The sequence below is a fragment of the Streptomyces sp. NPDC004539 genome (assembly GCF_040610055.1).
GTDB lineage: Bacteria > Actinomycetota > Actinomycetes > Streptomycetales > Streptomycetaceae > Streptomyces.
Window position 1 is genome coordinate 123,051 of the sequence record NZ_JBEXLS010000023.1, and the last position, 26,080, is coordinate 149,130.

At 72.4% G+C, this 26,080-nt stretch carries 24 protein-coding genes; 14 read left to right on the plus strand and 10 right to left on the minus strand.

From position 1 onward, the window contains the following. Positions 1-14 precede the first annotated feature (14 nt). From ABZX85_RS36780 to ABZX85_RS36815, 8 genes are all read left to right on the plus strand, one after another. Entirely contained in the window at positions 15-845 is an 831-nt protein-coding gene (locus tag ABZX85_RS36780) for an ABC transporter ATP-binding protein (protein WP_355878821.1), read from the plus strand. 14 nt (positions 846-859) lie between these two features. After that, a complete protein-coding gene (locus ABZX85_RS36785) occupies positions 860-1,687 on the plus strand; it encodes an ABC transporter permease (RefSeq protein WP_355878824.1) in 828 nt (275 codons plus the stop codon). 151 nt (positions 1,688-1,838) lie between these two features. Then, positions 1,839-2,954, plus strand: coding sequence for an ABC transporter substrate-binding protein (locus ABZX85_RS36790; protein ID WP_355878827.1), 1,116 nt, complete (start codon positions 1,839-1,841; stop codon positions 2,952-2,954). Positions 2,955-2,992: 38 nt separating this feature from the next. Continuing rightward, complete coding sequence (locus tag ABZX85_RS36795) at positions 2,993-4,054, plus strand: LLM class flavin-dependent oxidoreductase (RefSeq protein ID WP_355878831.1); 1,062 nt, start codon at positions 2,993-2,995, stop codon at positions 4,052-4,054. Next, complete coding sequence (locus ABZX85_RS36800) at positions 4,054-4,713, plus strand: isochorismatase family cysteine hydrolase (RefSeq protein WP_355878834.1); 660 nt, start codon at positions 4,054-4,056, stop codon at positions 4,711-4,713. Before ABZX85_RS36795 ends, ABZX85_RS36800 begins: the two co-directional genes overlap by 1 nt. After that, entirely contained in the window at positions 4,710-6,044 is a 1,335-nt protein-coding gene (locus ABZX85_RS36805) for an NtaA/DmoA family FMN-dependent monooxygenase (protein ID WP_355878836.1), read from the plus strand. Before ABZX85_RS36800 ends, ABZX85_RS36805 begins: the two co-directional genes overlap by 4 nt. Before the next feature lies 1 nt (position 6,045). Continuing rightward, on the plus strand, positions 6,046-7,434 hold the full coding sequence (locus tag ABZX85_RS36810) for an MFS transporter (RefSeq protein WP_355878839.1): 1,389 nt from the start codon (positions 6,046-6,048) through the stop codon (positions 7,432-7,434). Then, positions 7,431-7,931, plus strand: coding sequence for a flavin reductase family protein (locus ABZX85_RS36815; RefSeq protein ID WP_355878842.1), 501 nt, complete (start codon positions 7,431-7,433; stop codon positions 7,929-7,931). The genes ABZX85_RS36810 and ABZX85_RS36815 overlap by 4 nt, the downstream gene beginning before the upstream one ends. Positions 7,932-8,068: 137 nt before the next feature. Here ABZX85_RS36815 and ABZX85_RS36820 read toward each other — a convergent pair whose 3' ends face one another. From ABZX85_RS36820 to ABZX85_RS36830, 3 genes are all read right to left on the minus strand, one after another. After that, a complete protein-coding gene (locus ABZX85_RS36820) occupies positions 8,069-9,280 on the minus strand; it encodes an acyltransferase (RefSeq protein ID WP_355878845.1) in 1,212 nt (403 codons plus the stop codon). Beyond that, a complete protein-coding gene (locus ABZX85_RS36825) occupies positions 9,277-11,469 on the minus strand; it encodes a glycosyltransferase (protein WP_355878848.1) in 2,193 nt (730 codons plus the stop codon). Before ABZX85_RS36825 ends, ABZX85_RS36820 begins: the two co-directional genes overlap by 4 nt. A gap of 208 nt (positions 11,470-11,677) precedes the next feature. Then, positions 11,678-12,286 carry a hypothetical protein gene (locus tag ABZX85_RS36830; RefSeq protein ID WP_355878851.1) on the minus strand — a complete coding sequence of 203 codons (609 nt, stop codon included), beginning with the start codon at positions 12,284-12,286 and terminating at the stop codon, positions 11,678-11,680. 282 nt (positions 12,287-12,568) lie between these two features. Between ABZX85_RS36830 and ABZX85_RS36835 the strand changes: the two genes are divergently transcribed. The 3 genes from ABZX85_RS36835 (at position 12,569) to ABZX85_RS36845 (ending at position 16,583) form a co-directional block, all read left to right on the plus strand. Next, positions 12,569-14,551, plus strand: a complete 1,983-nt coding sequence (locus ABZX85_RS36835; protein WP_355878854.1) for a histidine kinase — start codon at positions 12,569-12,571, stop codon at positions 14,549-14,551. Beyond that, positions 14,536-15,195 (plus strand): response regulator transcription factor, encoded by a 660-nt coding sequence (locus ABZX85_RS36840; RefSeq protein ID WP_355878857.1) that lies wholly within the window; start codon positions 14,536-14,538, stop codon positions 15,193-15,195. The genes ABZX85_RS36835 and ABZX85_RS36840 overlap by 16 nt, the downstream gene beginning before the upstream one ends. Before the next feature lie 122 nt (positions 15,196-15,317). Beyond that, complete coding sequence (locus ABZX85_RS36845) at positions 15,318-16,583, plus strand: alpha/beta fold hydrolase (RefSeq protein ID WP_355878860.1); 1,266 nt, start codon at positions 15,318-15,320, stop codon at positions 16,581-16,583. Between the two features lie 108 nt (positions 16,584-16,691). Here the strand turns inward: ABZX85_RS36845 and ABZX85_RS36850 are convergent, their stop codons facing one another. The 4 genes from ABZX85_RS36850 to ABZX85_RS36865 all read right to left on the minus strand — a co-directional run bounded on the left by ABZX85_RS36850 (position 16,692) and on the right by ABZX85_RS36865 (position 20,097). Then, the gene (locus ABZX85_RS36850) at positions 16,692-17,195 is read right to left on the minus strand and encodes a hypothetical protein (RefSeq protein ID WP_355878862.1); all 504 of its coding nucleotides are present in this window, start codon (positions 17,193-17,195) and stop codon (positions 16,692-16,694) included. A 397-nt stretch (positions 17,196-17,592) separates the two neighbouring features. Then, complete coding sequence (locus ABZX85_RS36855) at positions 17,593-17,808, minus strand: hypothetical protein (RefSeq protein WP_355878865.1); 216 nt, start codon at positions 17,806-17,808, stop codon at positions 17,593-17,595. Positions 17,809-17,980: 172 nt separating this feature from the next. Next, a complete protein-coding gene (locus ABZX85_RS36860) occupies positions 17,981-18,907 on the minus strand; it encodes an RNA polymerase sigma-70 factor (protein ID WP_355878868.1) in 927 nt (308 codons plus the stop codon). After that, positions 18,904-20,097, minus strand: a complete 1,194-nt coding sequence (locus tag ABZX85_RS36865; RefSeq protein WP_355878871.1) for an FAD-dependent oxidoreductase — start codon at positions 20,095-20,097, stop codon at positions 18,904-18,906. The genes ABZX85_RS36860 and ABZX85_RS36865 overlap by 4 nt, the downstream gene beginning before the upstream one ends. Positions 20,098-20,557: 460 nt before the next feature. On the opposite strand from ABZX85_RS36865, the gene ABZX85_RS36870 reads away from it, so the two are divergent. After that, positions 20,558-21,688 carry a serine hydrolase domain-containing protein gene (locus ABZX85_RS36870; protein WP_355878874.1) on the plus strand — a complete coding sequence of 377 codons (1,131 nt, stop codon included), beginning with the start codon at positions 20,558-20,560 and terminating at the stop codon, positions 21,686-21,688. A gap of 143 nt (positions 21,689-21,831) precedes the next feature. Here the strand turns inward: ABZX85_RS36870 and ABZX85_RS36875 are convergent, their stop codons facing one another. The 3 genes from ABZX85_RS36875 to ABZX85_RS36885 all read right to left on the minus strand — a co-directional run bounded on the left by ABZX85_RS36875 (position 21,832) and on the right by ABZX85_RS36885 (position 24,255). Continuing rightward, positions 21,832-22,692, minus strand: a complete 861-nt coding sequence (locus ABZX85_RS36875; protein WP_355878876.1) for a PaaX family transcriptional regulator C-terminal domain-containing protein — start codon at positions 22,690-22,692, stop codon at positions 21,832-21,834. Between the two features lie 89 nt (positions 22,693-22,781). Then, positions 22,782-23,828: an alpha/beta hydrolase gene (locus tag ABZX85_RS36880; RefSeq protein WP_355878879.1), complete on the minus strand. Its 1,047-nt coding sequence runs from the start codon at positions 23,826-23,828 to the stop codon at positions 22,782-22,784. Between the two features lie 13 nt (positions 23,829-23,841). After that, the gene (locus tag ABZX85_RS36885; protein WP_355878882.1) at positions 23,842-24,255 is read right to left on the minus strand and encodes an MFS transporter; all 414 of its coding nucleotides are present in this window, start codon (positions 24,253-24,255) and stop codon (positions 23,842-23,844) included. A 53-nt stretch (positions 24,256-24,308) separates the two neighbouring features. On the opposite strand from ABZX85_RS36885, the gene ABZX85_RS36890 reads away from it, so the two are divergent. Together ABZX85_RS36890 and ABZX85_RS36895 are read left to right on the plus strand one after the other, a co-directional pair. After that, positions 24,309-24,458, plus strand: coding sequence for a hypothetical protein (locus ABZX85_RS36890; RefSeq protein WP_355878885.1), 150 nt, complete (start codon positions 24,309-24,311; stop codon positions 24,456-24,458). Between the two features lie 94 nt (positions 24,459-24,552). Continuing rightward, positions 24,553-26,073: a carboxylesterase family protein gene (locus ABZX85_RS36895; RefSeq protein WP_355878888.1), complete on the plus strand. Its 1,521-nt coding sequence runs from the start codon at positions 24,553-24,555 to the stop codon at positions 26,071-26,073. The last annotated feature ends 7 nt before the right edge of the window (positions 26,074-26,080 follow it).

The window sequence follows — 26,080 nt, forward strand, 5'->3', positions numbered from 1 at the left end:
ATGGGAGCGTGCAGGTGGCTGACACACCCGCACTGGAACTGCGGTCGGTGCACCAGGTCTACGGATTCGGAGCCTCGGCGACACACGCGCTCGACGACGTGCACCTCACGGTGCCGGCCGGACGGTTCGTCAGCCTCATCGGCCCCAGCGGATGCGGGAAGTCGACCCTGCTGCGGCTCGTGGCCGGACTGGAGGAGCCCGACGCCGGCGTGGTCCGGGTCCACGGAGTCCCGCCGCAGCAGGCGTGCGCCGCCAAGATGATCGGTCTCGTACCGCAGAGTCCCGCCCTGCTGCCGTGGCTGTCGGTGCTGCGGAACGTCACACTCCCTCAGAAGATCAACAAGGGGGCGGGCCGGCGCCGTGAACGCATCGTCGCGGACACCGGCCCGAGCGCCGCACCGTCGGTGTCCGACATGCGGGAACTCCTGGTGAAGGCGGGGCTCGGCGAAGCCGTGCACAAGCTGCCCGCCCAGTTGTCCGGCGGGATGCGGCAACGCGCCGCGATCGTCCGGGCCTTCGGCCTGCGCCCCGACGTCCTGGTCATGGACGAGCCGTTCTCGGCGCTCGACGAGTTCACCCGCGAGAGCCTCCAGGACCAGCTCCTCGACCTCTGGGACGAGTTGCGCACGACCGTCCTGTTCGTCACCCACTCCGTGTCGGAGGCCGTCCGCCTCTCGGACACCGTGGTCGTGATGGCGCCCCGGCCCGGCCGCATCGTCGACACCATCGAGATCGACCTGCCGCGCCCCCGCAACGAACGGCTCTTCAGGGAACGCCGCTTCCACGCGTACGAGGACCTGGTACGGGACCGGCTGCGCCGCGCCTGGCACGGCGCGGCGGCGTGAGGGGAGGCAGCGCGATGACCGTCACCGACGAACGCACCGGCCTCACCGCGAAGGCCGCACCCCTCCCCGAACCCTCGCGCTTCAGCTGGCTGCGCCCCGCGTTCTGGGCACCGCTCCTCGCCGTGCTCGCGCTGCTCGGCCTGCTCTGGCAATGGGGGGCCGGGAAACTGCCGTACCTGCTGCCGCCGTTGCAGGAGGTCGGCAGGACCCTCACCGCGCAGCCGGCCTACTACGTCGACAACGCCCTGGTCACGCTGGGCGAGGCGGTGGCCGGTCTCGCGACAGGCTTCGCCGCCGCGTGCACACTCGCCGTGCTGACCAGCGAACTCCCGCTCCTGCGCAGGGCGGTCATGCCGATAGCCGTGGTCCTCAACGTCACACCGCTGGTGGCCGTCGCCCCCGCCCTCGTGGTCGCCTTCGGATTCGGCCCGCTGCCCAAGATCCTCATCGCCGCTCTGATCTGCTTCTTCCCGATCCTCATCAACACCGCCACCGGACTGCGGTCGGTGCCGCGGGAGGTGCTCCAGGTGTACCGGACGATGGACGCCGGACGGGTCGAACTCCTGTGGCACGTACGCGTCCCCCACGCGCTGCCGTTCCTGTTCGCGGCGCTGCGCATCGTCTTCCCCCTGTCGATCGTCGGCGCCGTCGTCGCGGAGATGTCGGCCTCCGGCTCCGCCAGGGGACTGGGTACGGCGATCGCCGTGGCCTCCTCCATGAACCAACTGCCGGTCGTGTACGCGTCGATCGCCGTCCTCGCCGTCATGGGTGTCCTGCTGCTGACGCTCGTGACGTTCGTCGAACGCCGCGTACTGCACTGGCACGACGGCGCGGACGACTGACGCGACGGCGCCTCGCCACCCCCGGCGAAGTCACCCCACCGGTCCCTCCACCCCACGCGTTCGTTCCCGGGCCGCTCCCCCCTGCTCCCGCATGCCGCGCGCCGCTGCCGCCGCGCCCCGCCCGACGATCACCGCCACTCTGGAGACACCCATGCAGCCTCGCCCCCGCAGAACGGGCCCCGCCGCCGCCCTGGTCGCCCTCGCGCTGACCGTCGCCGCCGCCGGATGCGGCACGGACTCCGACGCGTCCGGCTCGCCGGGCACCGAGGGGTCCGCCATCTCCGCCAAGCGCTGTGCCGAGAACAGGAAGGCGGGAAAGATCACGTACCTGTCCGGCTACCAGTACCAGTCGTCCGTGTCGATCCTCGAATACGTCGCCGCGAGCAAACTGGGCTACTTCAAGGATCTCTGCCTGGACGTCAGCCTCAAGCCCGGTACCGGAGACACCGCGCAGAACACGAAACTCCTCGCCGGCGGACAGGCCACCGTGAGCCCCGTCTCCGAACAGGACGTCATCCAGGCCCGGGCGAACGGGATCGACATCACCGGCGTCTCCTCCTACTCCGACGCCGGCCTGGACGTCCTCATGACGAACAAGGACATCACCGCCCTGACCCAGCTGGACGGAAAGACCGTCGGCCACAAGGGCTACATGCCCGCCACCGTCCGGGCCATGCTGGTCGAGGCGGGCGTCAAGTGGGACTCCCTGCACCTGGTCAAACAGGGTTACGACCCCTCCGTGCTGCCGCGCCGCCAAGGCGGCCTCGAAGCGCTCACCGGATTCGTCTCCAACGAACCGAACCAGCTGAAGGCCGCCGGTCACGCGGTCACCGTGTGGAAACCCGTCGACCACGGCGTCCCCGGCTCGCTCGGCGCGATGGCCGTCAACCCCGCGTTCGCCCAGGCGCACCCGCACGCCGTACAGGACATCCTCCGCGCCGCGCTGCACGCCTACGCCTACTGCTCCGCCGACGGGCACATCGACGAGTGCGTGGGGTACGCCGCCGACCTGTCGGGACCCATGTACGACAAGAAACTCAACACGGCCATCTGGAAGACCGAGATCCAGGTCGTCAAGGACTACCCGACCGCCGGACAGCCCGTCGGCGGCGTCGACGCCGGCAACGTGTCGAAGATCGTCGACATGCTGCGCCGGTTCGGCATCGTTCCGTCCGGCGTCACCGCCGACCAGGCACAGAAGTGGTTCGACCCGTCCTTCGTGAAGAGCGTCTACACCGGCGACGAACTGATCTGGCCCGCCCCCTGACCGTCACCCGCACCACCCCGACGAAAGGCACCCGCGACGTGTCCGCGAAAGAGTACGGAATCTTCCTGCCCATCGGGAACGGAGGATGGATGCTGTCCACCACCGCCCCCCACCCCGAGGCGAGTTACGCCTGGAACCGGCGTGCCGCCGTGCACGCCGAGAACATCGGCCTGGACTTCGTGATGTCGATGGCGAAGTGGCGCGGCTTCGGCGGCGAGACCGACCACTGGGGCCGCTCCCTGGAGTCCATGACCATGATGGCGGCGCTCGCCGAGGCCACCACCCGGGTCAAGATCTGGGCCACCCTGCACGCCAACGTCCACAACCCCGCCGTGGCCGCGAAGATGTTCGCCACCTTGCAGGACATCTCCGGCGGCCGGGCCGGCATGAACATCGTCAACGGTTCCTACGCCGGTGAGTTCGAGCAGTTCGGCGAGTGGGACGCGGACCTCGGGCACGCCGACCGCTACCGGATGACCGAGCTGTGGACCGAGGCCGTCACCCGGCTGTGGAGCGAGGACTCGGTCACCCTGCGCACCCCCTACTTCGACCTGGTGGACTGCGAGTCCCGGCCGCGTCCGGCCGTCCGGCCGACCGTCATCAACGCCGGAAGGTCCGAGGAGGCCCGCCGGTTCCAGGCCCGATTCGCGGACGGCGCGTTCCTGTCCGCCGAGAGCCTCGACGAGATGCGTCTCCTGTCGGCCGACGTCCACGACCGGGCCAAGGCGGCCGGCCGGGTCTGCCGCACCTACTCGATGCTCACCGTCGTCCAGGACGAGACCGACGAACTGGCGGCCAGGAAGGTACGCGAGTGGGGCGCGGGACTCGACCGCGAGGCCCTCGCCCACATGCGCCGCACCTGGGGCATCCCCGAGGACCAGGCCCGCGCCTGGGCGGACGGCGCCGACGGCGAGGCGGCCTTCCAGACGCCGTACGTCGCCGGGTCGGCCCGTACGGTCACCGACCACATCGAGTACATCGTCCGCGAGGCGGACCTGGACGGGCTCATGCTGATCTTCCCGGAGTACGACCAGGACATGGTGCTGTTCGGCGAGACCGTCCTGCCCGAACTGCGGGCACGCGACGAGGTGAACGCCTGATGTCCGCGCTGCGCGACAGACAGCTCGCCCACCTCACTCGGCCCCGTGCCGCACCCGCTCTGGTCGTGGTCGACGTGCAGGGCGACTTCGCCGACCCCGGCCGCCTCGCGGACCACGGTCTGACGGACGCCGCGCTCGCCGCGCTGGACGCGGCCGTCACCCGGATCGGGGAACTGGTCGACGCCGCCCGCTCGATCGGGGTGCCCGTGTTCTGGGTGGAGCTGGGCAGCGACCCCGCCCGGCCCTGGCACGCGAGCAACTGGCTCCGGGAAGGCCGCCACGACGCCCCGATGAGCCCCGCCGAACCCTGCCGGCTCGGCACGCCGGGCGCCGACTGGTACCGGACGCGGCCGGCCGACGGGGAACCACGCGTGGTCAAACGGGGGTACAGCGGCTTCCTCGGCACCGACCTGGACACCCGGCTGCGGACGGCCGGCCGCGACTGGCTCACCGTCGTCGGCCTGACCAGCGAGTGCTGCGTCCACGCCACGGCCCAGGACGCCTTCCAACTGGACTGGCCCGTCGTCGTCCCCCGTGACGCCACCGCCGCGTACGACCTCGACGTCAACGCGGCGGCCCTGACCCAACTGGGTCTCAACACCGCCCTGCTCAGCGACGCCGCCGAGGTCGTCGCCCTGTGGGAGAGGACCGCACGATGAGCGGGATGCATATCGGCTACGACCTGTCCTTCACCCACACCGAGGGCGGCTGGGCGCGGCCCGGCTCGTGGACCGGCCTGGAGTTCCCGGACGTCCGCATGTTCATGGAACTGGCGCGCACGGCCGAACGGGCCGGTGCCGGCCTGCTGTTCTTCGGCGACGGCACCGGCATACCCAGTACCTGGCAGGGCGGCATCGGACCGGCCGTGGAACGCGGTGTGCAGTGGCCGCGGCAGGACATGGCCCCGGTCATCGCGGCGATGTCCACGGTGACCGAGCGCATCGGGTTCGGGCTGACGTACTCCTCCACCTTCATGCACCCCTTCTACGTCGCCCGGCTGCTGAACTCGCTCGACCACGTCACGGGCGGGCGCGTCGCGTTCAACGTGGTCGCCTCCACCCGGGGCGCGGACGCGGCGAACTACGGATTCGACGAACTGATGGACCACGATCTGCGCTACGAGCGGATGGAGGAGTTCATCGCCGTCTGCCGGGCCCTGTGGGACTCCGTGGCGCCCGACGCGATCGTGCGCGACCGGGCCACCGGCCGCTTCGCCGACCCCGGGAAGGTCCACCCGATCGACCACAAGGGACCCTTCTTCACGGTGAAGGGCCCGCTCGCCTCCGTGCCCAGCCCGCAGCACCACCCGCTGATCGTCCAGGCCGGCAACTCACCGCGCGGGATCGCGGCCTCGGCGCGGTTCGCGGACCTGGTCTTCGGCTTCGGCGGCAGCCTCCCGGCCCAGCACCGCCACCGCCGGCTCCTCGACGAGGCCCTGCGCGCGGAGGGCCGCGACCCGGCGGGCGTCGGCATCCTCTGGGCCACCCAGGTCATCGTCGGCCGGACGGCGGCCGAGGCCCACGCGCGACGGGACGAGGTGCACTCCTTCTGGGACGAGGAAACCGTCGGCATCCACCTCTCGCACAACGCCGGTTACGACCTCTCGACCCTGCCGCACTCCTTCCGGCTGGCGGAGCTGCGCGACGAGATCGCCGCCGCGAAAGCGAGCCCGGCGGGCCTCGTCGGCTCCCTCATCACGGAGTTCGGCGAGAACCACACCATGAGCCGCGCCGAGTTCTTCGAGCACGGCCGTGCCAGGGCGACCGGACTCGACCACGGCCTCGTCGGCGATCCCGCCACCGTCGCCGACGCGCTGGAGGAGAACTTCGCCGCGACCGGCGCCCGGGGCGGCTACATGTTCTCCTGCCCGCTCGCCATGCCCGCGGGCTTCGCCGAGGTGGGCGACCTCCTCCTGCCCGAACTGCGTCGGCGCGGCGCGCTCGCACCGGCTCGTCCGGGCAGCACCCTGCGCGAGAACCTGGCGGTGTGAGATGACCGTGGGCAGAGGGCGGCGCGACTGGCTCGCACTCACCAGCCTGTGCACCGGCTTCTTCATGCTGCTGCTCGACAGCACCGTCATCTCGATCGTGCTCCCCGAGCTCATCAGCGACCTGCACACCGGTGTGGCCCCCGCCGTCTGGATCAACAGCGGCTACCTCGTCGGCTGCGCGGTCCCGCTGATGATCGCCGGACGTCTCGGCGACCGCTACGGCCACCGGACCGTCCACCAGGCCGGACTCGCCGTCTTCACCCTCAGCTCGCTGCTGTGCGCGACGGCGCCCACCACCGGGGCCCTCATCGCGTGGCGGGTGGTCCAGGGCATCGGCGCCGCGCTGATGACCCCGCAGTCCCTCACCCTGATCAAGCACCTGTTCCAGCCGCCGCGGCTCGCCGTCGCGCTCGGTGTCTGGGGCGCGGTCGGGGGCGTCGCCGTGGCCGCCGGACCGCTGCTCGGCGGGCTGCTCGTCGCCGTCGGCGGCTGGCGTGCGGTGTTCTGGGTGAACGTGCCGGTCGGCGTGGCCGCGATGATCGCCGTCCGGGCCTTCGTGCCCGACCTGCCCCGGCCGGGAGCCGCCGTTCCGCTGTGGGCGGTGGGCGCGAACGCGGCCGGGATCGGCGCGCTCGTGCTCGGGGTCCAGGGCACGGACCCCGCGGGCGCCCACGTGGCGGGGGTGCCGCGCTGGCTGCTCGGGGGAGCGGGTGCGCTGGCCGTCGCGGGGGTCGTCCTGGCCCAGCGGCGCGCGGGGCCGCGGGCGCTGGTGCCGGTCACGCTCCTGCGCAGCCGAGGGTTCGTCACCGCGGCCTGGGGGGCCGCCGCCGCGTCCTTCTGCACCGGGTCGGCCATGATCCCGCTGATGCTCTACCTCCAGCGGGAACGCGGTCTCGGCGTCGGCACGTCGGCGCTCACGCTCGTCCCGATGGGGGTGGTGTGCGTGCTGTGCGCCCCCCTGTCCGCCCGGCTCGCCAACCGGGCCGGAATCCGCGCCGTCGCCGTGACGGGTTCGGCGGCGCTCGTCCTGTCCGTCGGGGCGTGCGCGGTGCTCGTCGCGACCGACGCCCCCGTCACGGCCCTGACCGCAGCGTTCGCCGGGTACGGCGTCGCCAACTCGTTCGTCTGGCCGCCGTTGTCGATCGCCGCCGTCACCACCGTCGCCCCGGAGGAGACCGGGGCCGCGTCCGGCACCTTCAACGCGGTGAAACAACTGGGCGCGGTGCTGGGCAGCGCGGTGTGCGCGGTGCTCCTGGCCGGCGCCGGCTATGCCGCCACCCTCGGCGCGCTCACGGCCGTCGCGGCGCTCGGTCTCCTCGCCGCCGCCCTGCTGCGGCCCGGCCCGCGGCTCGCCGTACTCGACACCGGAAAGGTGGAAGCAGCACGATGACAACTCCCGAAGGCTTCACCACGGACCCCGGCGAGATACAGCACGCGTTCTCCGGATTCCCGTCCGGGGTGGCGGCGCTCTCCGCACGGGTGCGCGGGGAACCCGTCGTGATGATCGTCTCGTCGTTCGCCGTCGGGGTCTCCCACCACCCGCCCATGGTCTCCTTCTCCGTCCAGCACACCTCGACGACCTGGCCCGAGCTCTCCCGCGCACGGACGATCGGCGTCTCCGTCCTCGGCGAGGAGCACAGCGACAAGACCCGGCAGCTCGCCTCCCGCGCCAAAGAGAACCGGCTCGCCGGACTGGCCACGCACGAGGAGCAGTCCGGCGCGACCTTCCTCGACGGCGCACCGGTCTGGCTGGAGGGCACCGTCGAGCACGTCTACCCGGCCGGGGACCACGACATCGTCGTCCTGCGCGTACTGGCCATGCTCACGCACGACGACCACAGCCCGCTCGTCTGGCACCGGAAACGACTGCGGACCCTGACCGGCTGATCGCGCGAACCTGCCGTCGGCGTACGCGGCAGGACGGACGTGAGTGGTCAGCGGTCCTGGGGGAGCAGCGGAGCGCGGTCGCCGATGATGATGTGTCGCGTCGCGCGTGGTGTCCGTGGACCGGGGCCGACTCGGAGTCACCCCTTCTCCCCGCCCCCTCCCGCCGCTCCCCGCCGAGCGCCCCCGCCGTCCGGCCACAGGCGTGGTCGGCGGTTCGCGGCGAGGTCCTCGATCCAGCCTGTGGCGAGGATCGTCAGGCCGATGAGGGGCCAGACGAGGAGGAACATGAGGACGGTGTAGGAGGAGTCGAGGAGGGCTGTGCCCGGTGTGTCGTCCAGGAAGGGGAGGCTGTACGCCTGGTCGAGGATGGGGACCGTGGCGAGGATCAGCAGGTTGTGCCAGAGGTAGATCGTGACGGCACGGTTGTTGGAGAGGGTGACCAGGCGGTCCCACCGGCGCAGGCGGCCGGGCAGTTCACGCCAGGACGGCGAGTACTGGAGGAGGATCACGACGAAGCCCAGGGACCAGCATGCCTGGGCGAGGGGGATGTCGTTGAGGTCCCAGCCGTCCGGACCCTGGTGACCCGAGGCCCACCACAGGCCGAACGCCATCACGGCGGACGCGGCGGAGACGGCCAGGTAGCGCGGAATCCGGGCCAGCACACCGTCGTGGTGGGCGAACCCCAGCACCCAGCAGGCGCCGTAGACACCGAAGTCGGTGACCGCGTTGCCCGTCTCGCCGGGGATGCGTACGACACCGGTGCCGACGACCGCGGTCAGCGCGAGGGGGGCCAGCAGGGTGGGCCACGGCGCCCGGCGGAACGCCCACAGGAACAGCGGGGAGGCGATCACGAACCACAGGTAGGCCCGCAGGTACCACAGCGGACCGGCGGCCTGCACGGCCCAGGTCTGCTCCAGCAGGCCGGAAGGGGAGCCGAGTTGCCAGGGGTAGGGCGGAGCGCCGACGGGCACCACGTAGTCGAACAGCTCCACCAGCCCCCAGACCCGGCCCCGGTCCGGGTCCCCGGCCGGGTTCCACCCCGCCATCAGCATCATCGTCACCACGACCGCCCCGAAGAGCCACAGCGGCGGCAGCAGACGACGCAGCCTGCCCCGGATCACCCCCAGGGCCGGACGCCCCAGGGAACGCGCCATCAGCGAACCGGCGAGGGCGAACATGACGCCCATCGAGGGGAACAGGACGGTCAGCCAGGCCCAGCCGAACAGGTGGTAGAGCACGACGCGGACCAGGGCGAGGGAGCGCAGCAGGTCCAGGTAGCGGTCCCGGCCGGGCCTCGCCGGTGAGTCCGGCGCCGGGCGGGTGGCGGGGGCCGGGTGTGCGTGCGTCATACCGCCGGGCTCCGATCGGTGGTGGGACGGACCGGGCCCGGCTGGGCGGGGACACCGACGCCGCCGCTGCGGCGCAGCTTCTGCCAGCGCAGCCGGCCGCCGGTCAGCGCCGTGATCCAGGACTGGAGGAGGACCATGTACATGAGCTGCCGGTAGAGGATCTGCTGGAGCGGGAGCGAGACCAGGTGGGTCATGCGCTCGCGGTCCAGCCGGAAGGCGTAGGCCGCGCAGACCATCTGGAGGGCCAGCACCCCGAGCCACGCTGTGATCGTCTTCCCGGTCGGCCCGAAGACGAGCCCGTACAGCAGGAAGACGTCGATGAGCGGGGCGAGGAGCGGTGCGACGACCATGAAGAGGGAGACGAGGGGAAGGCCGATGCGTCCGAAGCGGCCGGAGGGGCCTCGTTCGATGACGGCGCGGCGGTGTTTCCAGATGGCCTGCATGGTGCCGTAGCACCAGCGGTAGCGCTGCGACCACAGCTGCTGGACGGATTCCGGGGCCTCGGTCCAGGCACGGGCGTTCTCGGCGTAGACGACCCGCCACCCGTCGCGGTGCATCGCCATGGTGATGTCGGTGTCCTCGGCGAGGGTGTCGTCGCTCATCCCGCCGACCCGCTCCAGCGCGGTGCGCCGGAACGCCCCGACGGCGCCGGGGATGGTGGGCATGCAGCGCAGGACGTCGTACATGCGCCGGTCGAGGTTGAAGCCCATCACGTACTCGATGTGCTGCCAGGCACCGATGAGGCTGTCCTTGTTGCCGACCTTCGCGTTCCCCGCGACGGCCCCGACCCGCGGATCGGCGAACGGCTGCACCAACTCCCTTACGGTGGACGCCTCGAAGACGGTGTCGCCGTCCATCATGACGATCAGGTCGTGCGACGCGTTCGCGATCCCCCGGTTCAGCGCGGCCGGCTTGCCCGCGTTGAGCTGGCGCACCACCCGCACACCGGGCAGGGCGAGTTCCTCGACGATCCGCGCGGTCCCGTCACTCGACCCGTCGTCGATCACCAGGATCTCGATGGGGTGTTCACTCTCCATCAGCGAACGCACCGTGTTCTCGATGCACTTGGCCTCGTTGTACGCCGGGACCAGCACCGTCACCGGCTCCGTCACCGGCGCACCCGGACCCCAGCGGAAACCGCGTCGACGCACCCTGCGGGCGTGCACCGCCGACAGGACGAGCATCAGCACGAACCGGCCGATCACCAGCGACCCGATCACGGCCAGCCCGACGCCGAGACCGTCGGTGACGGCCTCCGACGCCTGGACCAGCGCGATCCACGCCTTGCCCTTCCAGAGGTCGGGCCCGCTGACCGGGGTGAGGGCGCTGGGGGCGTCGAGGGCTCCGGTGAGGTGGTCGAACCGGTAGCCCTCCTTCTGGAGCGTGGGCAGGAGGACGTCCAGCGCCTGGACGGTCTGGTGCCGGTCGCCGCCCGAGTCGTGCATCAGCACGATCGCGCCCTTGCCGCCCTTCGGGGTGGCGCGCGCGACGATCTCCGCGACGCCCGGCTTGCGCCAGTCCTCGCTGTCGGTGTCGTTGACGACCGTGAGGTAGCCCCGGCCGCCGATGTACTCGGTCACCGGCCACGACGCGTTGTCCATGGCGTCGGCGAAGGAGGAGTATGGCGGGCGGAACAGGGAGGTACGGACCCCGGCGGCGCCGACGAGCGCCAGTTGGTTCTGCGTCAGCTCCCAGTCGACGCGCTTCTTCGACTGGTAGGAGAGATCGGGGTGGTTGAAGGTGTGCAGGCCGATCTCGTGGCCCTCGCGCACCATCCGCTCGACCAGCTCCGGGTAGCGGGAGGCCATGGTGCCGGTGACGAAGAAGACGGCGTGCGCGTGGTGCTTCTTCAGGACGTCCAGCACCTTCGGCGTCCAGCGCGGGTCGGGGCCGTCGTCGAAGGTGAGCACGATCCGGTGGTCGGCCAGCCGCAGGCTGCTCGGGGCGCCGCCCCGGGTGTCGATGACGGGCCCGCCGTCGAGCACGCTGTCGGGGACCCTGTCCGTCGCGGCCTCGGGCCGGATGCGGTGGTCGGCCAGGATCTCGCTGTGCGTGTAGCCGCGCAGCATCAGCATCGCCAGCAGCGCGCCCAGGACGAGGAGGGGGAGCAGCAGACGCATGGGGACACGGCGCCGGGAGCCTTCGGGAGGCGGGGCGGTGGCTCTTCGGCGGCGGGGATGGGCTGCCATCAGGGGGTGTTCTCCGGGGAGGAGTCGGCGGGGACGGGGGAGGGGAGGGGGTAGGGGAGCGGGGCGGGATGGAGGAGCGGGGAGGGGCGGGTGAGTGCCTAGGACTGGGGGAGCGGGCAGGGGCGCAAGAGAGGCGGCGGACGGAAGAGCGGTGGTGGACGGAAGAGCGCTGAGGGAACGTTTCTCCCCCGGCGTCCGAGGGGCACGTTCACGCGGCCGGCACCGAACTCGCCCCGCCCGCGGTGTCCGCGTCGGTCGGCGACGGGGAGACCTCGGACGCGGGTGGTGTGGCGGTCGTCTGCGAGGGCTCCGGCGCCGCGGAGGTGGCGGCGGGTGCCGTCGGGGCGCCGGTCGCGCCGATCCCCGGCTGTCCGGCGACCGTGCTCGCCGAGGGGGACGCGGCGCCGGTGGACTGCGCCGTCGCGGTGCTCGCGGACGTGCTGGGCCGGGCCTGCGTCCGGTCCGAGGGGGACGCCGAAGCGGCGCCGGCCTCGCCGCCCGCTCCCGAAGTGCCGTCCGTCGGTGACGCCGTGACCGACGGGGACGGGCCGGGCGGGCTGCCGACCTCGGCGGCGGGCGCGTCGTCCCGTTGTCCCGGCAGGGGCAGCCAGGGGGCGTGGGAGGTGCCGGAGAGCAGGGTCGCGACGATCACCCCGGCGTACAGCACACAGACGACGCCCACGCCGGCGCCGAGGCGGCGCAGCCGTTTGCCGCGCCGGCCCGACTCGTCCACGAACACCGGCCGGTCCTGGGTGATGGCGACGGTGCCGAGCTCGATCGTCGACTCCGGTTGGGCGTCTTCTCGCCAGTTTTTCACGCTCTCGCATTCCCTGCCGGGCATCAAGAAGGGCATCGTCGATTTCAATCTGAATGACGATGAAATAGGACAAGTCCTGCTCGAACGCGCCCCCTTGTTCGTTCACGTTCGAAGGGAGAGGGTAACTGTTGTGGAGAAAGTGTGCACGTGGTGCCCATGTGGTGGGACTTCGGCAGGTTTCTCTGCTGTCTGGAATCGATCGATGATGGCCGGCCCGGGACGAAAGGCCGCTGTTCGACTCGGTCGAGGTGACCAGCACGAGCAGGTCGGTAGTCTGCCGTGATGGCGATCGTCTTCGCGGCGGTCTGTGCGCTGATGACGGTCCATCTGCTGGCCGTGCGCAGGACCGCCGGTCCCTCTCTCACAGCGGCCGTCGTGCTCGCGCTGGCCGTCGCCGCGATCCCCGCCGTACGCGGTGAACCGCCGCACTACGTGGCCGGGGCCGCACTGACGGCCGGTGGTGTGGTGGCGGTCGTCTGGGCGGCGGGCCGTTCCCGTCGGCAGCGGTCGGCCCGCCGGACCGCGCTGGCGGACTACGAGGCCGGGACGGCCGCGATCCCGCTGTTCGCCGCCCTGGCGGAACGAGACCGGCTGGCGGCGGAACTGCATGACGTGGCCGCCCATCGGCTGACCGGGATCGTGGTGGCCGCGGGCGCCGCGCTCAGGCTCGCCGACCGGGAACGGACCGGCGACGCGCTGCGCCACGCCGGCGAGGCGGGCCGGGAGGCCGTCCGTGAACTGGAGCATCTCACCGAACTGGACGCCACCGCGGCCGGCTTCACCGAGGTCGACGCGCTGGCAGCCGCGCACGCGGTGGACTACCGGCGCACCGTCGACAAGGCACCGCCGGGCAGTACGGAAGCGGCGTACCGGGTCGTCCGGGAGGCGTTGACCAACGCGGCCCGGTACGCCGAGGGCGCGGCGGTACGCGTCCGGATCGAACCGACGGACCATCAGGACGGGTCCGTACGGGTCGACGGCGATCACCTGTTCGTCGTCACCGTCACGGACGACGGCGGTGGGGCCGTCGAGCCGGGTCTGGGGAGCGGGCGCGGTCTCGCGGGGCTGGCGGCCGTGGTCACCGCGGCGGGCGGGACGTTCCACGCGGGACCCGTGGGACACGGCCGCCGAAAGGGCTGGAGCGTGCGGGCCTCGCTGCCCGCCGCGACGGTTCCGTCCCGCCGCCGGTGGCTCCTGTGGCGTGGGACGGCCGGGCTCGACTACGCGCTGGTGGCCCTGGCGACCGCGCTGTCGCTCGGCGCGAGCCTGCTGTCGACCGACGTACCGGCCCCGTTCGCCGGCCTGCTGCCCGCACTCGTGACCGTCGTGCTGTCGGGCCTGCACGCCGTGCCGCTGGCCTGGCGCTCACGGGCGCCCGGCCGCGCGCTCGCGGCGGTGCTGTCGGCGCTGCTGCTGTGGTGGGCCTGCGACCGGAAGGGCTGGACCCAGCCGCCGGTGAGCGACATCTTCCTGGTCTACGGCTGGGTCGAGCTGACCCTCACCTACAGCGTCGGGACGCGTCTGCCGTGGCGCCGAGGAGTGTGCGCGCCGCTCGCGGTGGCCGTCGTGGGCGGGCTCGCGCTGGCGAGCGGCAGCGGCATCACCGGCAGCCGGACGGCGGCCTGGGCCGTACTGGCGGGCATGCTGGCGCTCCCCGCCCTCGCCCTCTGGGGATGGGGCCGCCGGACGGCCCGGCGGCATGAGCGGCTGCGGGCCGCGGACGCCCGGCGGCGGCTCCTGCTCGACGGAGACGCCGACGCGGCGGTGTCCGCGCAGCGTCTGCTGTTCGCCACCGGACTGCGGGACACGGCGCTCCGGCACGCGCGGGCGGTCGTCGCCGCGTCGGAGGACGGGGACCTGCGGGCCGTGCGGGAAGAGGGCCGCGCCGGACTGACCGCGCTGCGGGACCTGCTGTCCGGGCTGCGCCCGGGGGACGACCCCCCGCCGCCCACGCTCTCGGGGATCACCGCGCTGGCCGCGCGCCACGGCGTCGTCGTCCGGCATGTCGGAGCGGGCCGTCCGCTGCCCGCCGCCGTGGAGGTCTTCGCGTACCGGACCGCCTCCGCGCTCATGGCCGTGGGTGCCACCCTCACCGTGCGTACGCTCCCCGACGGCGTGGAGGTCTCCGGTCCGGCACCCGCCGTTCCCGCGGCGGAGCGGCGGCTGCGCGCCCTCGCGGACGCCGCCGGCGGTACCCTCTCGACGACCGACCGCGGTGCGGTACGCGTGTGGCTCCCGGAGGCGTTTCCATGGCGATCAGAGTGACCGTCGCGGACGACCAGGCCGTCGTGCGGGCCGGGATCGCGGCGATCCTCGACGCGGAACCCGACCTGTGCGTCGTCGGGCAGGCGGCGGACGGCGACACGGCCGTCGAACTCGCCTTGTCGGCGCGGCCGGACGTCGCGCTGATGGACGTCCGCATGCCGGGGATCGGCGGGCTCGCGGCGACCGCGGCGATCACCGAACGCAGCCCTGGGACCCGGGTCCTGGTGCTCACCACCTTCGGTCTCGACGAGTACCTGTTCGCCGCGCTGCGCGCCGGGGCCGCCGGTTTCCTCCTCAAGGACACCGAGCCGGAGCGGGTGATCGACGCGGTGCGGGTGGTCCACGGGGGCGCCGCGCTGCTCGATCCGGCGGTGACCCGCAGGCTGATCGACCGGTTCGCGGACGGTCCCGGTCCGCTCGACGCGGCTCGGCTCGACCTGCTCACCCCGCGCGAGACGGAGGTGCTGCGGCAGGTCGCGCGAGGGCTGTCCAACGCGGAGATCGCGGCGGTCCTGGGGGTGAGCCCGCCCACCGTGAAGGACCACGTCTCCGTCCTCCTCGGCAAACTGGGCGTACGCGACCGGGTGCAGGCGACGATCGCCGCGTACGAGACGGGGCTGGTCCGGCCCGGTGGCAGGCCGTGATGTGAGTCGGCACCCCCGCCGTCAGGTGGGGGCGGCACCCCGCCGCAGGGTGGCCCCCGCACGCGGCGGGACCGTCCTTGAGCCGGACGGATCGCCCACGTCCGCTTCCTAGCCTCGAAGGCATGTCACGCATCCTTCTCCGCCGTGTCGCCGGCGGTGTCCTGCTGTTCCTGGCGCTCTCGCTGTCCCCTGCCGTGGCGGTGGCCGGATTCCTCGCCGCGGCTTCGGTCACCGCGAGTGTGCCGGTCCTGGTCGTCATCGGGCTGGTCTGTGCCGCCTCGGCCGGCGGGCTGCTGGGCCGGGCGGCGTTCGCCCTGTTCGGCCTCGACCGCCGCCCGGCCCTGCGGGCGTCCGCGCTCCTCACGGTCGGCCTGACGGTCGCCGTCGCCGTCCTCGCCGCCGTCACCGTCCTCCACCCGATGCCCACCACGACGTCCGCCCCCGCCCCGCCCGGCGTGCGGTTCTGGGACCTGCCGACCGGCTCACGCATCGCCTACGTCCACGCCCCTGCCACCGGCAAGGCCAGACCGACCCCGGTGATCTTCCTGCACGGAGGTCCGGGCACCCCCACCGAGGGCGTCCCCACCGGGGGCCGTGAACTCGCGGCGGACGGCTTCGACGTCTACTCCTACGACCAGCTCGGCGCCGGGCGCTCCACCAGGCTGCGGGACGTCACCGGATACACCGTCGCCCGCCAGGTCGCCGACCTGGAGGCGATCCGGCGGACCCTCGGTGCCGACCGGATCATTCTGGTCGGCCAGTCCTGGGGCGGATCACTCACCGCCCAGTACCTGGCCGCCCATGGCGAGCACGTCGCCAAAGCCGTCTTCACCTCGCCGGGCGCGCTGTGGGGCCGTCAATACCCCGGTTCCCGGGCCGGGGAACCCTGGAACCGCCTCTCTCCCGTGCAGAAGGCGCGGCTCGACCGGCTGAACAGCGAACCCCGCATCATCACGGCGAGTCTGCTCCTCCAGATCAACCCCGGCGCCGCGCACGCGCTGGTCGGCGACCTGGAGGCCGACCACTGGATGCACGAAGTCGCCCTCCAGGGGAAGGACAGCACCTCGTGCGAGAGCGCCCCGCCCGCCAAGGCGCACGACAACCCCCAGGGCTTCTACAGCAACCAGATGACCGTCAGGGACTTCGAGCGACTCCCCGACCCCCGGCCCCGTCTGCGCACCTTGCGCGTGCCCGCCCTGATCATGCGAGGGGCCTGCGACTTCATCAAGCCCGCTGTGACCGCCGAGTACCAACACACCCTCGCGGGCTCCGAGTTGGTGACCGTCGAGGGCGCCGGACACTCCATCTCGGGAGAACAGCCCGGCCGCTACACCGCACTGCTGCGGGCCTTCCTCCTGGACCAACCGCTGGCGGCGGGCACAGGGTGAGCCCGAGGCCGTCGCTTCCCCGCGCGCTGGGCGAAGGGATCGGGGCCGACAGGGCGGAGGTGACGGCGGCTGCCTCGGACGAGGAGAGCCGACCGTCAGACCCACCGCTTACGAGAGCGGGCTGATCCCGGCAGGGGACTGATCGGCGCCAGGGGCCAGCAGGCGGCGGATGCGCTCGTACTCGGCGGCCATCTCCGGTGTCCCGAGGATGTCGTCGAGGTCGGCGGAGACCTCGTGGTCGATCTCCTCGAAGGACCGGATGGCGAGTTCGTAGAGTTCGCCGCGCCGGTTCTGCTCCAGGTAGCTCTTCCAGTGCGCCAACGCGCTGACGGCGGTCAGGACTCCGAGGTCCAGATCGTCCTCGACCAGGATGCCGTCGTACACCGTCGCGAGCGCGTCGTTCAGGTCGGCGGCGGTGATCGTCAGGACGTTCGCGCAGGCGGACGTCAGCGCGGCCAGGGCCTCCTCGGTGAGTTCGTCCTCGGCCGCGCCGTCGAGCAGCTCCGGCCGGACCAGACGGGTGACCGTCTCCCGCGCGAAGGCACGAACGCCGCTCTCCGGGGCTTCGATGATCAACCGCAGGACATCCGCTTCGAGTTCGCTGTACTTCACGCCCGCAGCTTAGTGGTCGGCTCCGGAAGTCCTTCGGGGCGAGCCAGGAGGCGTGCATCGGGGTGTGGACCAGCACGGCGGTCGGGAACGCGGTGACAAGGCGGCTCGCAGTGGCCGAACACTGTGGTCTGGTGGACGTCGTGGGCGGCCAGGTAGGGCAGTGTGTCGCCGCGCCTGTAGGTGTGGTTGACCCGCATTGCTCTCGCCTGGCCGGGCGCGGGGGTGGGGTGGCAGCGGCAGCGGGCCTGAATGGAGGTCTTCTCGTCCGCGCTGATCACGTACTCGTCCGTGCCGAGCGGTTCGCCGTCCCAGGTGCGGGCGTACAGGTCCAGGCTCCGGGCCGGCGTGGGCCGGCTTGGGCCGCCTTGGGCCGGAAGTCCGGGTCGGTGATGAAGATTCATGAGCGGTGCTGCCAGGGTTTGATCGCGTCCTGGTCGAGCCGGCGGCGCATGGTGGATGCCGACAGGAAGGGTGCGATGCCGCGCTCGACGGCCTTGTGGGCCAGTTCCGGACACGACCAGTGCGACAGCGGCGGGCGGGCCTCGGCGAGAAGCGGGAAACGGGAAGCTGGCAGGCCAGCGCCTTGACCTGCGTAGTCTGCAACGCTGTCCACGTGCGCTCCCACCTCGACGGCGATACGCGCGGCGGCAACAGGCAAGGCAGGCAGACCGATCCGCAGAAGTGGATCACGACGGGCGCAGCCTGCCGTATCTGCTTCCACCTGGGCCGGGGCCGTGCTGGGGCAGCGGGGGACTCCGGGGGGGCGTCGGCAACGATCGGGCTGGTCAGGAGAGTTGGTGCCGGGTGCCGTGGGTGATGGCGTGGAGTTTGTCGGGGTTGGCGACGTTGTGGATGGTCGAGATGCGGCCTTGCGGGTCGAAGTCGAAGGTCAGTGTGGCGATCACGCGGTCCGGGCCGCGGAAGACGACGCCCGGTCCGCCGTTGATCCAGGTGAGCTCTGCCCGCATCTGATCGGGCTCGATGCCCTGGTAGGTGACGGTGCCGAGCGCGGCGAACCAACTCGCCACGGTCTGAAGGCCGATGACCGGTTTGAGGGCCTGGCGGACCTTGCCGCCGCCGTCGGTCCACAGTGTCACGTCGGGGGAGAGCAGTTCCATGAGGGTGTTGATGTCGCCGCCCGCCGTCGCTGCGAAGAAGCGTTCGGTGACGTCGCGTCGGCGGGCGGGGTCGGTGGTGAAGCGGGGCCGGCGGGCCTGGACGTGTTCGCGGGCGCGGTGCGCGGCCTGCCGGACCGCCGGCTCCGAGCGTTCCACCGCCTCCCCGATCTCTGCGTAGCTGAAGGCGAAGACCTCCTTCAGTACGAAGACCGCGCGTTCCAGGGGGCTGAGCGTCTCCAGGACGACCAGCAGGGCCATGGAGACGGAGTCCGCGGTGGCGACGCCGTCGGCGGTGTCCGGGCGGGTGAGGACCGGCTCGGGGAGCCATGGGCCGATGTAGGTCTCGCGCTGGTGGCGGGTCGAACGGAGCCGCTCCATCGCGAGGTTGGAGATGATCCGGGTCAGGTAGGACCTGGGGTCGGCGACCTGGGACCGGCCGGCCGCCGACCACTTGAGCCAGGCGTCCTGGACCACGTCCTCGGCGTCGGCGGCGGTGCCGAGGATGCGGTAGGCGACGGAGAAGAGCAGGGTGCGGTACTGCTGGAAGGCGAGCTGGTCGGGGCCGGCCTGCTGCGGCTCCTGCGGCTGGGTCACTTGGCGCTCCTGGTCCGGGTGTGGCGCCCGCCGTGCGGCCAGAACGCGCCCGAGGCGGGCATCTTCTTCATGCGGGCGAAGGCCGGCCACGGCGCGGCGGTGACCGTCTCCTTGTACTTGGCGGCCCGCCTGCCGGTCAGCACGATCCGGCGCGGGCTGCCGTCGGGGCGGGTGAACTGCACGACGGCGTCGCCGCGGCCCAGGCTGACGGGTGTGTGGTAGTAGCCGAAACGGAAGGGCTTGGGCTCCTTGCCCGCCAGCGCCCGCAGGATCGCCAGGGCCGCGTGCACGCCGGTGGGCATGCCGCTCTGGCAGGTGCCGTGCATCACGCCGTAGCCCTGACGGATCGCCGCCGCGTCGCCCACGGCGTAGACGTCCGGGTGGGAGACCGAGCGCAGCGCGCTGTCCGTGACCACCCGGCCGCGCCCGTCGACGGCCAGGCCCGCGGCCGCGGCCAGCGGCGGGACACGGGTGCCGCCGGTCCACAGCACCACGGCCGCCCCGATGCCGGAGCCGTCCGCGAGCTCGACACCGTCCGGCAGCACCCTGGCCACCTCGACGCCGCTGCGCACCCGCACGCCGAGCCGGGCGAGCGCCGCGTCCAAGTGGGCCTTGGCCTTCGGGTGCATGCCCGCGCCTGGCTCCTGCCGGCCCAGCAGCACGGTCTGGAGTTCCGGGTGCCGCTCGGCGATCTCCGCGGCGGCCTCGACGCCGGTGAGGCCACTGCCGCCGACCACGACGGTTCCGCCGTCGAGGCGGGTCAGCCGGCCGGCGAGGAGAGCGGCGTCCTGCGGGCTGTCGAGGGTGTGGGCGTGGTCGTCGACGCCGGGGACGGCGGCGGTGTCCGCGATGCTGCCCAGGCCGTAGACGAGGGTGTCGTAGCGCAGGACCCGGTCGTCGTCGATCCGGACGGTCCTCTCCTCGGCGTCCACGGCGGTGACCCAGCCGCGGACGAACTCGGCGCCGGTGCCGTCCAGCAGCTCCGGGATGTCCATCTCGGCCGTCTCCTGGCCGGTGGCGGTCATGTGCAGCCGCAGCCGCTCGGTGAAGGTGTCGTAGGGGTTGACCAGCCTGACTCGCAGGTTCCCACGCTTCCTGGTGCGGGCCGCGAGCTGGATCGTGGCCGAGAGCCCGGCGTAGCCGGCGCCCAGGACCAGGACCTCGTGCTGCTGTGCTGCTGTCGCGTTCATCGCTCCGCCGCTTCTTTCGTGTCGGTCGTTCCCGCCGTGCGGACGACCATCAGACGCAAGCTGCCCCTCCGTTCGTGACATGGTTCCGATGTGGCCCGTGTCACATCGCGAAGAGAGAACGGGCGCGCGGCGCCAGCACCTCACCCCGAGCGCTGCGGCGCGCAGCATTCAACCATGATCGAACTGGCTCCGCACGGGAACTGACGGAACAACAGCACCCATGACCGGCTCCGGAGCCGACCCCCGAAGGACCTCTGGAGCCGACCACGTAGGTGGGGCTCCACCGAGATCCGCCGCCGCCCCTAGGTGAACCCCTGATCCCCGCGTCAGGGTGGCGGGCTCCATGAGTACGGGAAACCCCTTCGTCCCCCAGGCGGATTCGTCGCACCGGTGCGGACGGGCACGATCGACCGCGCCGACACAACGGGGGGCCACTGGGAACAGCGAGGACAGGAGAACGATGAGAGGTTCACGATTCGGGGCGCCGGCACTGCTGATGGCGAGCGTGCTGGTTGCCACGGCGGGCAGTGCGGTCGCCGCGCCGGCACGCGCCGCGACACCGGACACGGCCGCGTTGCAGGCGGCGCTGGACCGGGTGACCGCGACGGGAGCCGTCGGCGCGGTCGCCGAGGTCCGGCAAGGTGGCGCCGTATGGCGTGGCAGCAGCGGGAAGTCGAGGCTCGACGGTCGGCAGCCCGCCCCCGTCGACGGCCGGTTCCGTGCCGGGAGTATCACGAAGACGTTCACCGCCACGGTGGTGCTCCAACTGGTCGGCGAGGGGCGGCTCAGGCTGTCGGACACCGCCGAGCGATGGCTTCCCGGCCTTGTTCCTGCCCTCGGAGGGGATCGGATCACGGTCCGGGAACTGCTTCAGCACGCCAGCGGTTTGCCCGAGTACACCGACGGGCTGCTCGACGGCGATGCCCCTCGTGACCGTTTCCGCGCCTGGACACCCGCCGAGCTGATCCGACGGGCCGTCAAGGACGGCGACCGGGACCGCCCTCTGCTGTTCCCGCCGGGCACCGATCACCATTACTCCAACACGGACTACATCGTGCTGGGAATGATCATCGAGAGGGTGACCGGCCGCTCGTATCGCACCGAGATCGACCGGCGCATCATCCGGCCCCTCGGACTCCGGGACACCCGTATGCCGGGCTCGTTCCCTTTCCTCACCGGCCCCCACTCCCACGGCTACGAACCTGTTGCGAGAGCGGACGGGACAGTCGTCCCGGTCGACTACACCACCGTCGACATGACCGTCGCCGGTGCCGCCGGCGAGATCATCTCCAGCACCGCCGATCTCGACCACTTCTTCCGCACCCTGCTCACCGGCGGCCTCCTGCGCCCGGCCGAGCTGCACGAGATGACCACCGACCCCAGCGGCGCCGGCTGGGGCCTCGGCCTGGAGACGGCCGTCCTCCCCTGCGGCACCATCGTGGGCCACGGCGGTGGTACTCCCGGCTACCGCACCATCTCCTTCCACTCCCTCGACGCCACTCGCCAGGTCACCGTGGACTGGACGGACTGGGGCGCCGACGCCGGCCCCGCCGCCCTGTCCCTGATGACCACAGCCCTCTGCCCTTCGTAGCCGCGGGCGGCCGGGCGTACTGAACTCGGGAACGAGGAACGAGGCAGCGGCTGAAAGCGGTGGAGTCGGATCAGACCGGCAGCACATCACACCTCTGACGACGTGCGGCGGGTCGCGCTCCACCACATGCCGGACGCCAGGTCTCACCCCGTGTCGTGGACGCCCGTCAGCGTCTCCCACCGCTCCAGCGCGGCGGGCTTCCACTCCGTGTGCCGCTGGTGGAACAGCGCGGCGGCCTTCGTGCCGCTCCAGGACGGGGGCAGCAGCGCGGGCGGGAGGCCGGGGTCGAGGAAGGGGAAGCGGCGCCACTCGTGGACCAGCATCGTCTGGGCCCGCAGGACCGCGTCGCCGTCGGCGGGGCACACCGCGGTGAACTCGTCGATGAACGCGGCGTAGTGGTCCTCGACCTCGGTGAGGTCCCAGGCGCGGGCCACCATGGCGGCCTCGCTGCCCACGGCGCCGTACCCGGCGGTGAAGGACATCGCGTCGTCGACGAGACCGAGTTCGGTCAGTACGCCGAGCGCCTCGGCCTCGCGGGCGGTGTGCGGTGTGACCCACACACCGGGCTCGGGCGAGCCGAAGCCCGCCCAGGCCAGCCGGGTCCGCAGCCGGTGCCGCAGATCGCGTCTGGCCTCCGGCACCGAGGCCAGCACCACCAGCCAGACGCCGTCCCAGGTGTCCTCGCCGCCGCCGAAGCCGTAGATGCGCCGGGCCCCTTCGGTGAGCAGGCGGTGCCCGTGCGGGGTGAGGGCCCAGCGCACCCGGCGCCCCACCCGCTCGGAACTCAGCCAGCCCTCGGCGGCGATGCGCGCGAGCGCCTGCCGGGCCGACTTCTCCTCGACGCCGAACAGCGCGAGGGCGTCCACCAGCGCCGACGTCCACACCGGCAGGCCGGCGGGCCGGACGTACTCGCCCAGCACGGTCATCAGCACGGACCGGGCGCTGACGTCCCCGACCTCCCGCCGCCGGCTGACCACGGGCCGCGCCCCGTCGTCACGCGCCACCGCGCCACCGTTCACCATCGACCTTCACTTCCCCGACCGTCACCGAGACATCCGGTCGACAGTACCTTCCCGTGCCGGACGCGGGAGGTTCAGCGGCGGGTGTGCAACTGCCGGTCCAGGAAGGAGACGACGGTCCGCCAGGTGGGGGTGGCGGGCCGCGGCGGGGTGGTCCGTCCGCCGGCCGCCGTCTCGACGTAGGCGCCTCGGCGGGTCGCGTCGTCGCCGAGCATCGCGAACGACGTGCCGTGTCCGGCCTCCGGGAACGAGAACAGGCGGACGTCGTCGCCGGCGGCGGCCAGCTTCTCGTAGAGGAGGCGGCTCTGGTGGTAGGGGACGATGCCGTCCTGCTCGCCGTGGAGGATCAGGAAGGGCGGGGTGTGGCGGGTGCCGATGTAGGTGAGCGGGTTCGCGGCGGCGACCTTGTCGGGGCAGTCCGTGATGGTGCAGCCGAGCAGCCGCGACTCGGGGGAGCGGGCGTCGGAGTGGCAGTTCGTCAGCCCGAACGCGGAGTTGAACGCCCGGCAGCCGTCCGGCATGTGCGCGTCCATCTGAGAGAAGTCGGTCGGGGGATAGAAGGGGACGGCCGCCTGGACGGCGCTGGAGGGCCCGCGCGGGCCGACGTCGCCCTCCAGCGCGGGGAGGTCCCCGGTGACGGCGGCCATCGCCGTGGCCCAGCCGCCCGACGAGTCACCCATGATCGCGACCCGGTCCGGATCGAGGTGGTACGCCGCCGCGTTCGCGCGCAGCCAGCGGATCGCGCCCTTGACGTCGTACAACTGGGCCGGGAACGGGGCCTGTCCGCTGGAGCGGACCGCGATGCCCGCGACGGCGTATCCGTACGGGTTGAGCTGTGCGGCGACCTGGTCGGCGCCCTTGCGTCCGCTGTCCGCCAGCCAGCCGGAGCCGCTGGTGAAGATCAGCAGCGGGGCGGGGCGCGCGGACCGGGGGACGTAGAGGTCCAGCAAGTGCCCCTGGGTGCCGGGCGGTTGGGCGGGGGCGTAGGCGATGTCCTTGGTGATCCGCACTCCGGTGTCCGCCCCCGCCGGGGACGGGACGGTCGTGAGGAGCGTGAGGGCCGCGGCGGCGGTCAGGCCGCGGGTGAGACGCCTCAGGGACGAACGGGTACGGGGCTGCATGTCGGCTCCTAGGTCAGGCCCCGGCGACGGCCGGGACGTCGTGGGGTGCGGGCCGTCGGGCCAGAGGGACGATCGCGATCGCGACCGCGCCGACCAGTCCGGCCAGGGCGAACGCCGTGAAGCCCAGGCTCTGGTCGCCGTTCGCGACGAGTGCGCCGATCAGCCAGGGCCCGACGACGCCGCCGGTACGGCCGACGCCGGTGACCCAGCCCAGCCCGGCGGCCCGCTCGCCGGCCCGGTAGACGGTGCCCGTGGCGGCGTAGACCGTCACCTGCGCGACGAAACGGCCGGCGCCGAGCAGGCCGACGCCGCCCGCCGACGCGCAGATCGCCGAACCGGCCGAGAACAGGACGACGCCGGCGACCAGCATCCGCCGCCGGCCGAGCCGGTCGGTCAGACTGCCGGCCGTCAGCGCGCCGACCAGCATGCCGAACGTCGTCCAGCATGTGCGGCATGACGGCGCCGTAGAGGGTGACGTCCATGCCGTCGAAGAACACGGCCAGCCAGCACAGGGCGAGGACCGGGAGGACGGTGCGGAACGTGTGCGGGGGAGTGAGGGCGGTGGGGTTCATGGTCGTCCTCGGAGAGGGGGAGGAGCGCGTGAACAGGAGAGGTGTGTTCGTCTGGTGAAATATGCTTCACTGTGAGCGTCATGAGTCTCGGGGTGGGGCCGGCGGGAGTCAACGGTCTTGCGTGAGACCGCAACTCTTCGAGGAGTCGCCGAATGAGCAGAACCGAGTTCCCGGAGGCCGTGACCTCGGCCGGGACGGTCCGTGGACGCCGGGAGGACGGCCTCGCGGTCTTCCGGGGCATCCCGTACGCGCAGCCACCGGTGGGCGAGGCCCGATTCGCCGCGCCCCGGCCGGTGGCACCCTGGACCGGGAGCCGGGACGCGTTCACGTTCGGGCCGCCGCCCCCGCAGGAGCCGCTCGGCCCCGAGCCCACCCCGCCCGGCCCGCCGCCGTCCGGCGACGACTGGCTGACCGTCAACGTGTGGACCCCGGACCCCGCACCGGCGGCGCGGCGACCGGTGATGGTGTGGATCTACGGCGGCGCCTACAAGCTCGGCTCCGCCGACGACCCCGCCTACGACGGACAGCACCTCGCCCGCGACGGCGACCTGGTCGTCGTCACCCTCAACTACCGCGTCGGCGTCGAGGGCTTCCTCCAGATCGAGGGCGCTCCCGCCAACCGCGGCCTGCTCGATCAGGTGGCGGCGCTGGAGTGGGTGCGCGAGAACATCACCGCGTTCGGCGGCGACCCCGACCGGGTCACCGTCTTCGGGGAGTCCGCGGGAGCCGGCTCGATCGCCGCGCTGATGGTCATGCCGCGGGCCCGCGGACTGTTCCGGCGGGCGATCGCGCAGAGCGTGCCGGGCACCTTCTTCTCCACCGAACTGGCCGGGGACATCGCAGGGACCGTCGCCGCCGAGCTGGGACTGCGCCCGACCGTGGCCGACCTCTCCGGCACCGACCCGCGCGAGCTGCCACGGGCGGGCGCCGCCGTCACCGCCCGGATGCGCGAGTACGCCGGCCGCTGGGGAACCGTCGCGCTCACCCCGACCCCGTACTCGCCGGTGGTCGACGGCGACGTCCTGCCCACCGTGCCCTGGGCGGCCCTGGCGGACGGCGCCGCGCGGGACGTCGAGCTGATCGTCGGACACAACCGGGACGAGTACCGCCTCTTCCTCCTGCTCGGCGGAGTGCTCGGCACGGTCGGCGAGGAACTGGCGTCGACGGCGCTGGCCGCGTTCGGGCCGACGCCGGAAGCCGAGAAGACCTACCGCACCGCGTTCCCAGACGCCTCCGCGGAACACCTCTTCGAACTCGTCCAGTCCGACTGGCTGTTCCGCATGCCCTCCCTCCACCTGGCCGAGGCGCACACGGCCGGCGGCGGCCGTGCCCACCTGTACGAACTCACCTGGAACGCCCCGGCCGACGGCGGCGCCCTCGGCGCCTGCCACGGCCTCGACGTCCCGCTGACCTTCGGCGTGTACGACGGCCTCGGCGCCCTCCTGATCGGCCCCCGACCCACACCCGAGACCGAGGCGCTCTCCGCCCGCATACGCTCCGCCTGGACCGCCTTCGCCACCACGGGCGACCCCGGCTGGCCCGCGTACGACGACCGGGAGCGCCTCGTCCGACTCCTCGACACCGAACCGGCCGTCACCGCCTACCCCGAGGAGGCGGCACGGCGGATCTGGGCAGGGCACACGTTCGCCGCCCTGCCGCTGCGGAGCGGGTGATCTGCGT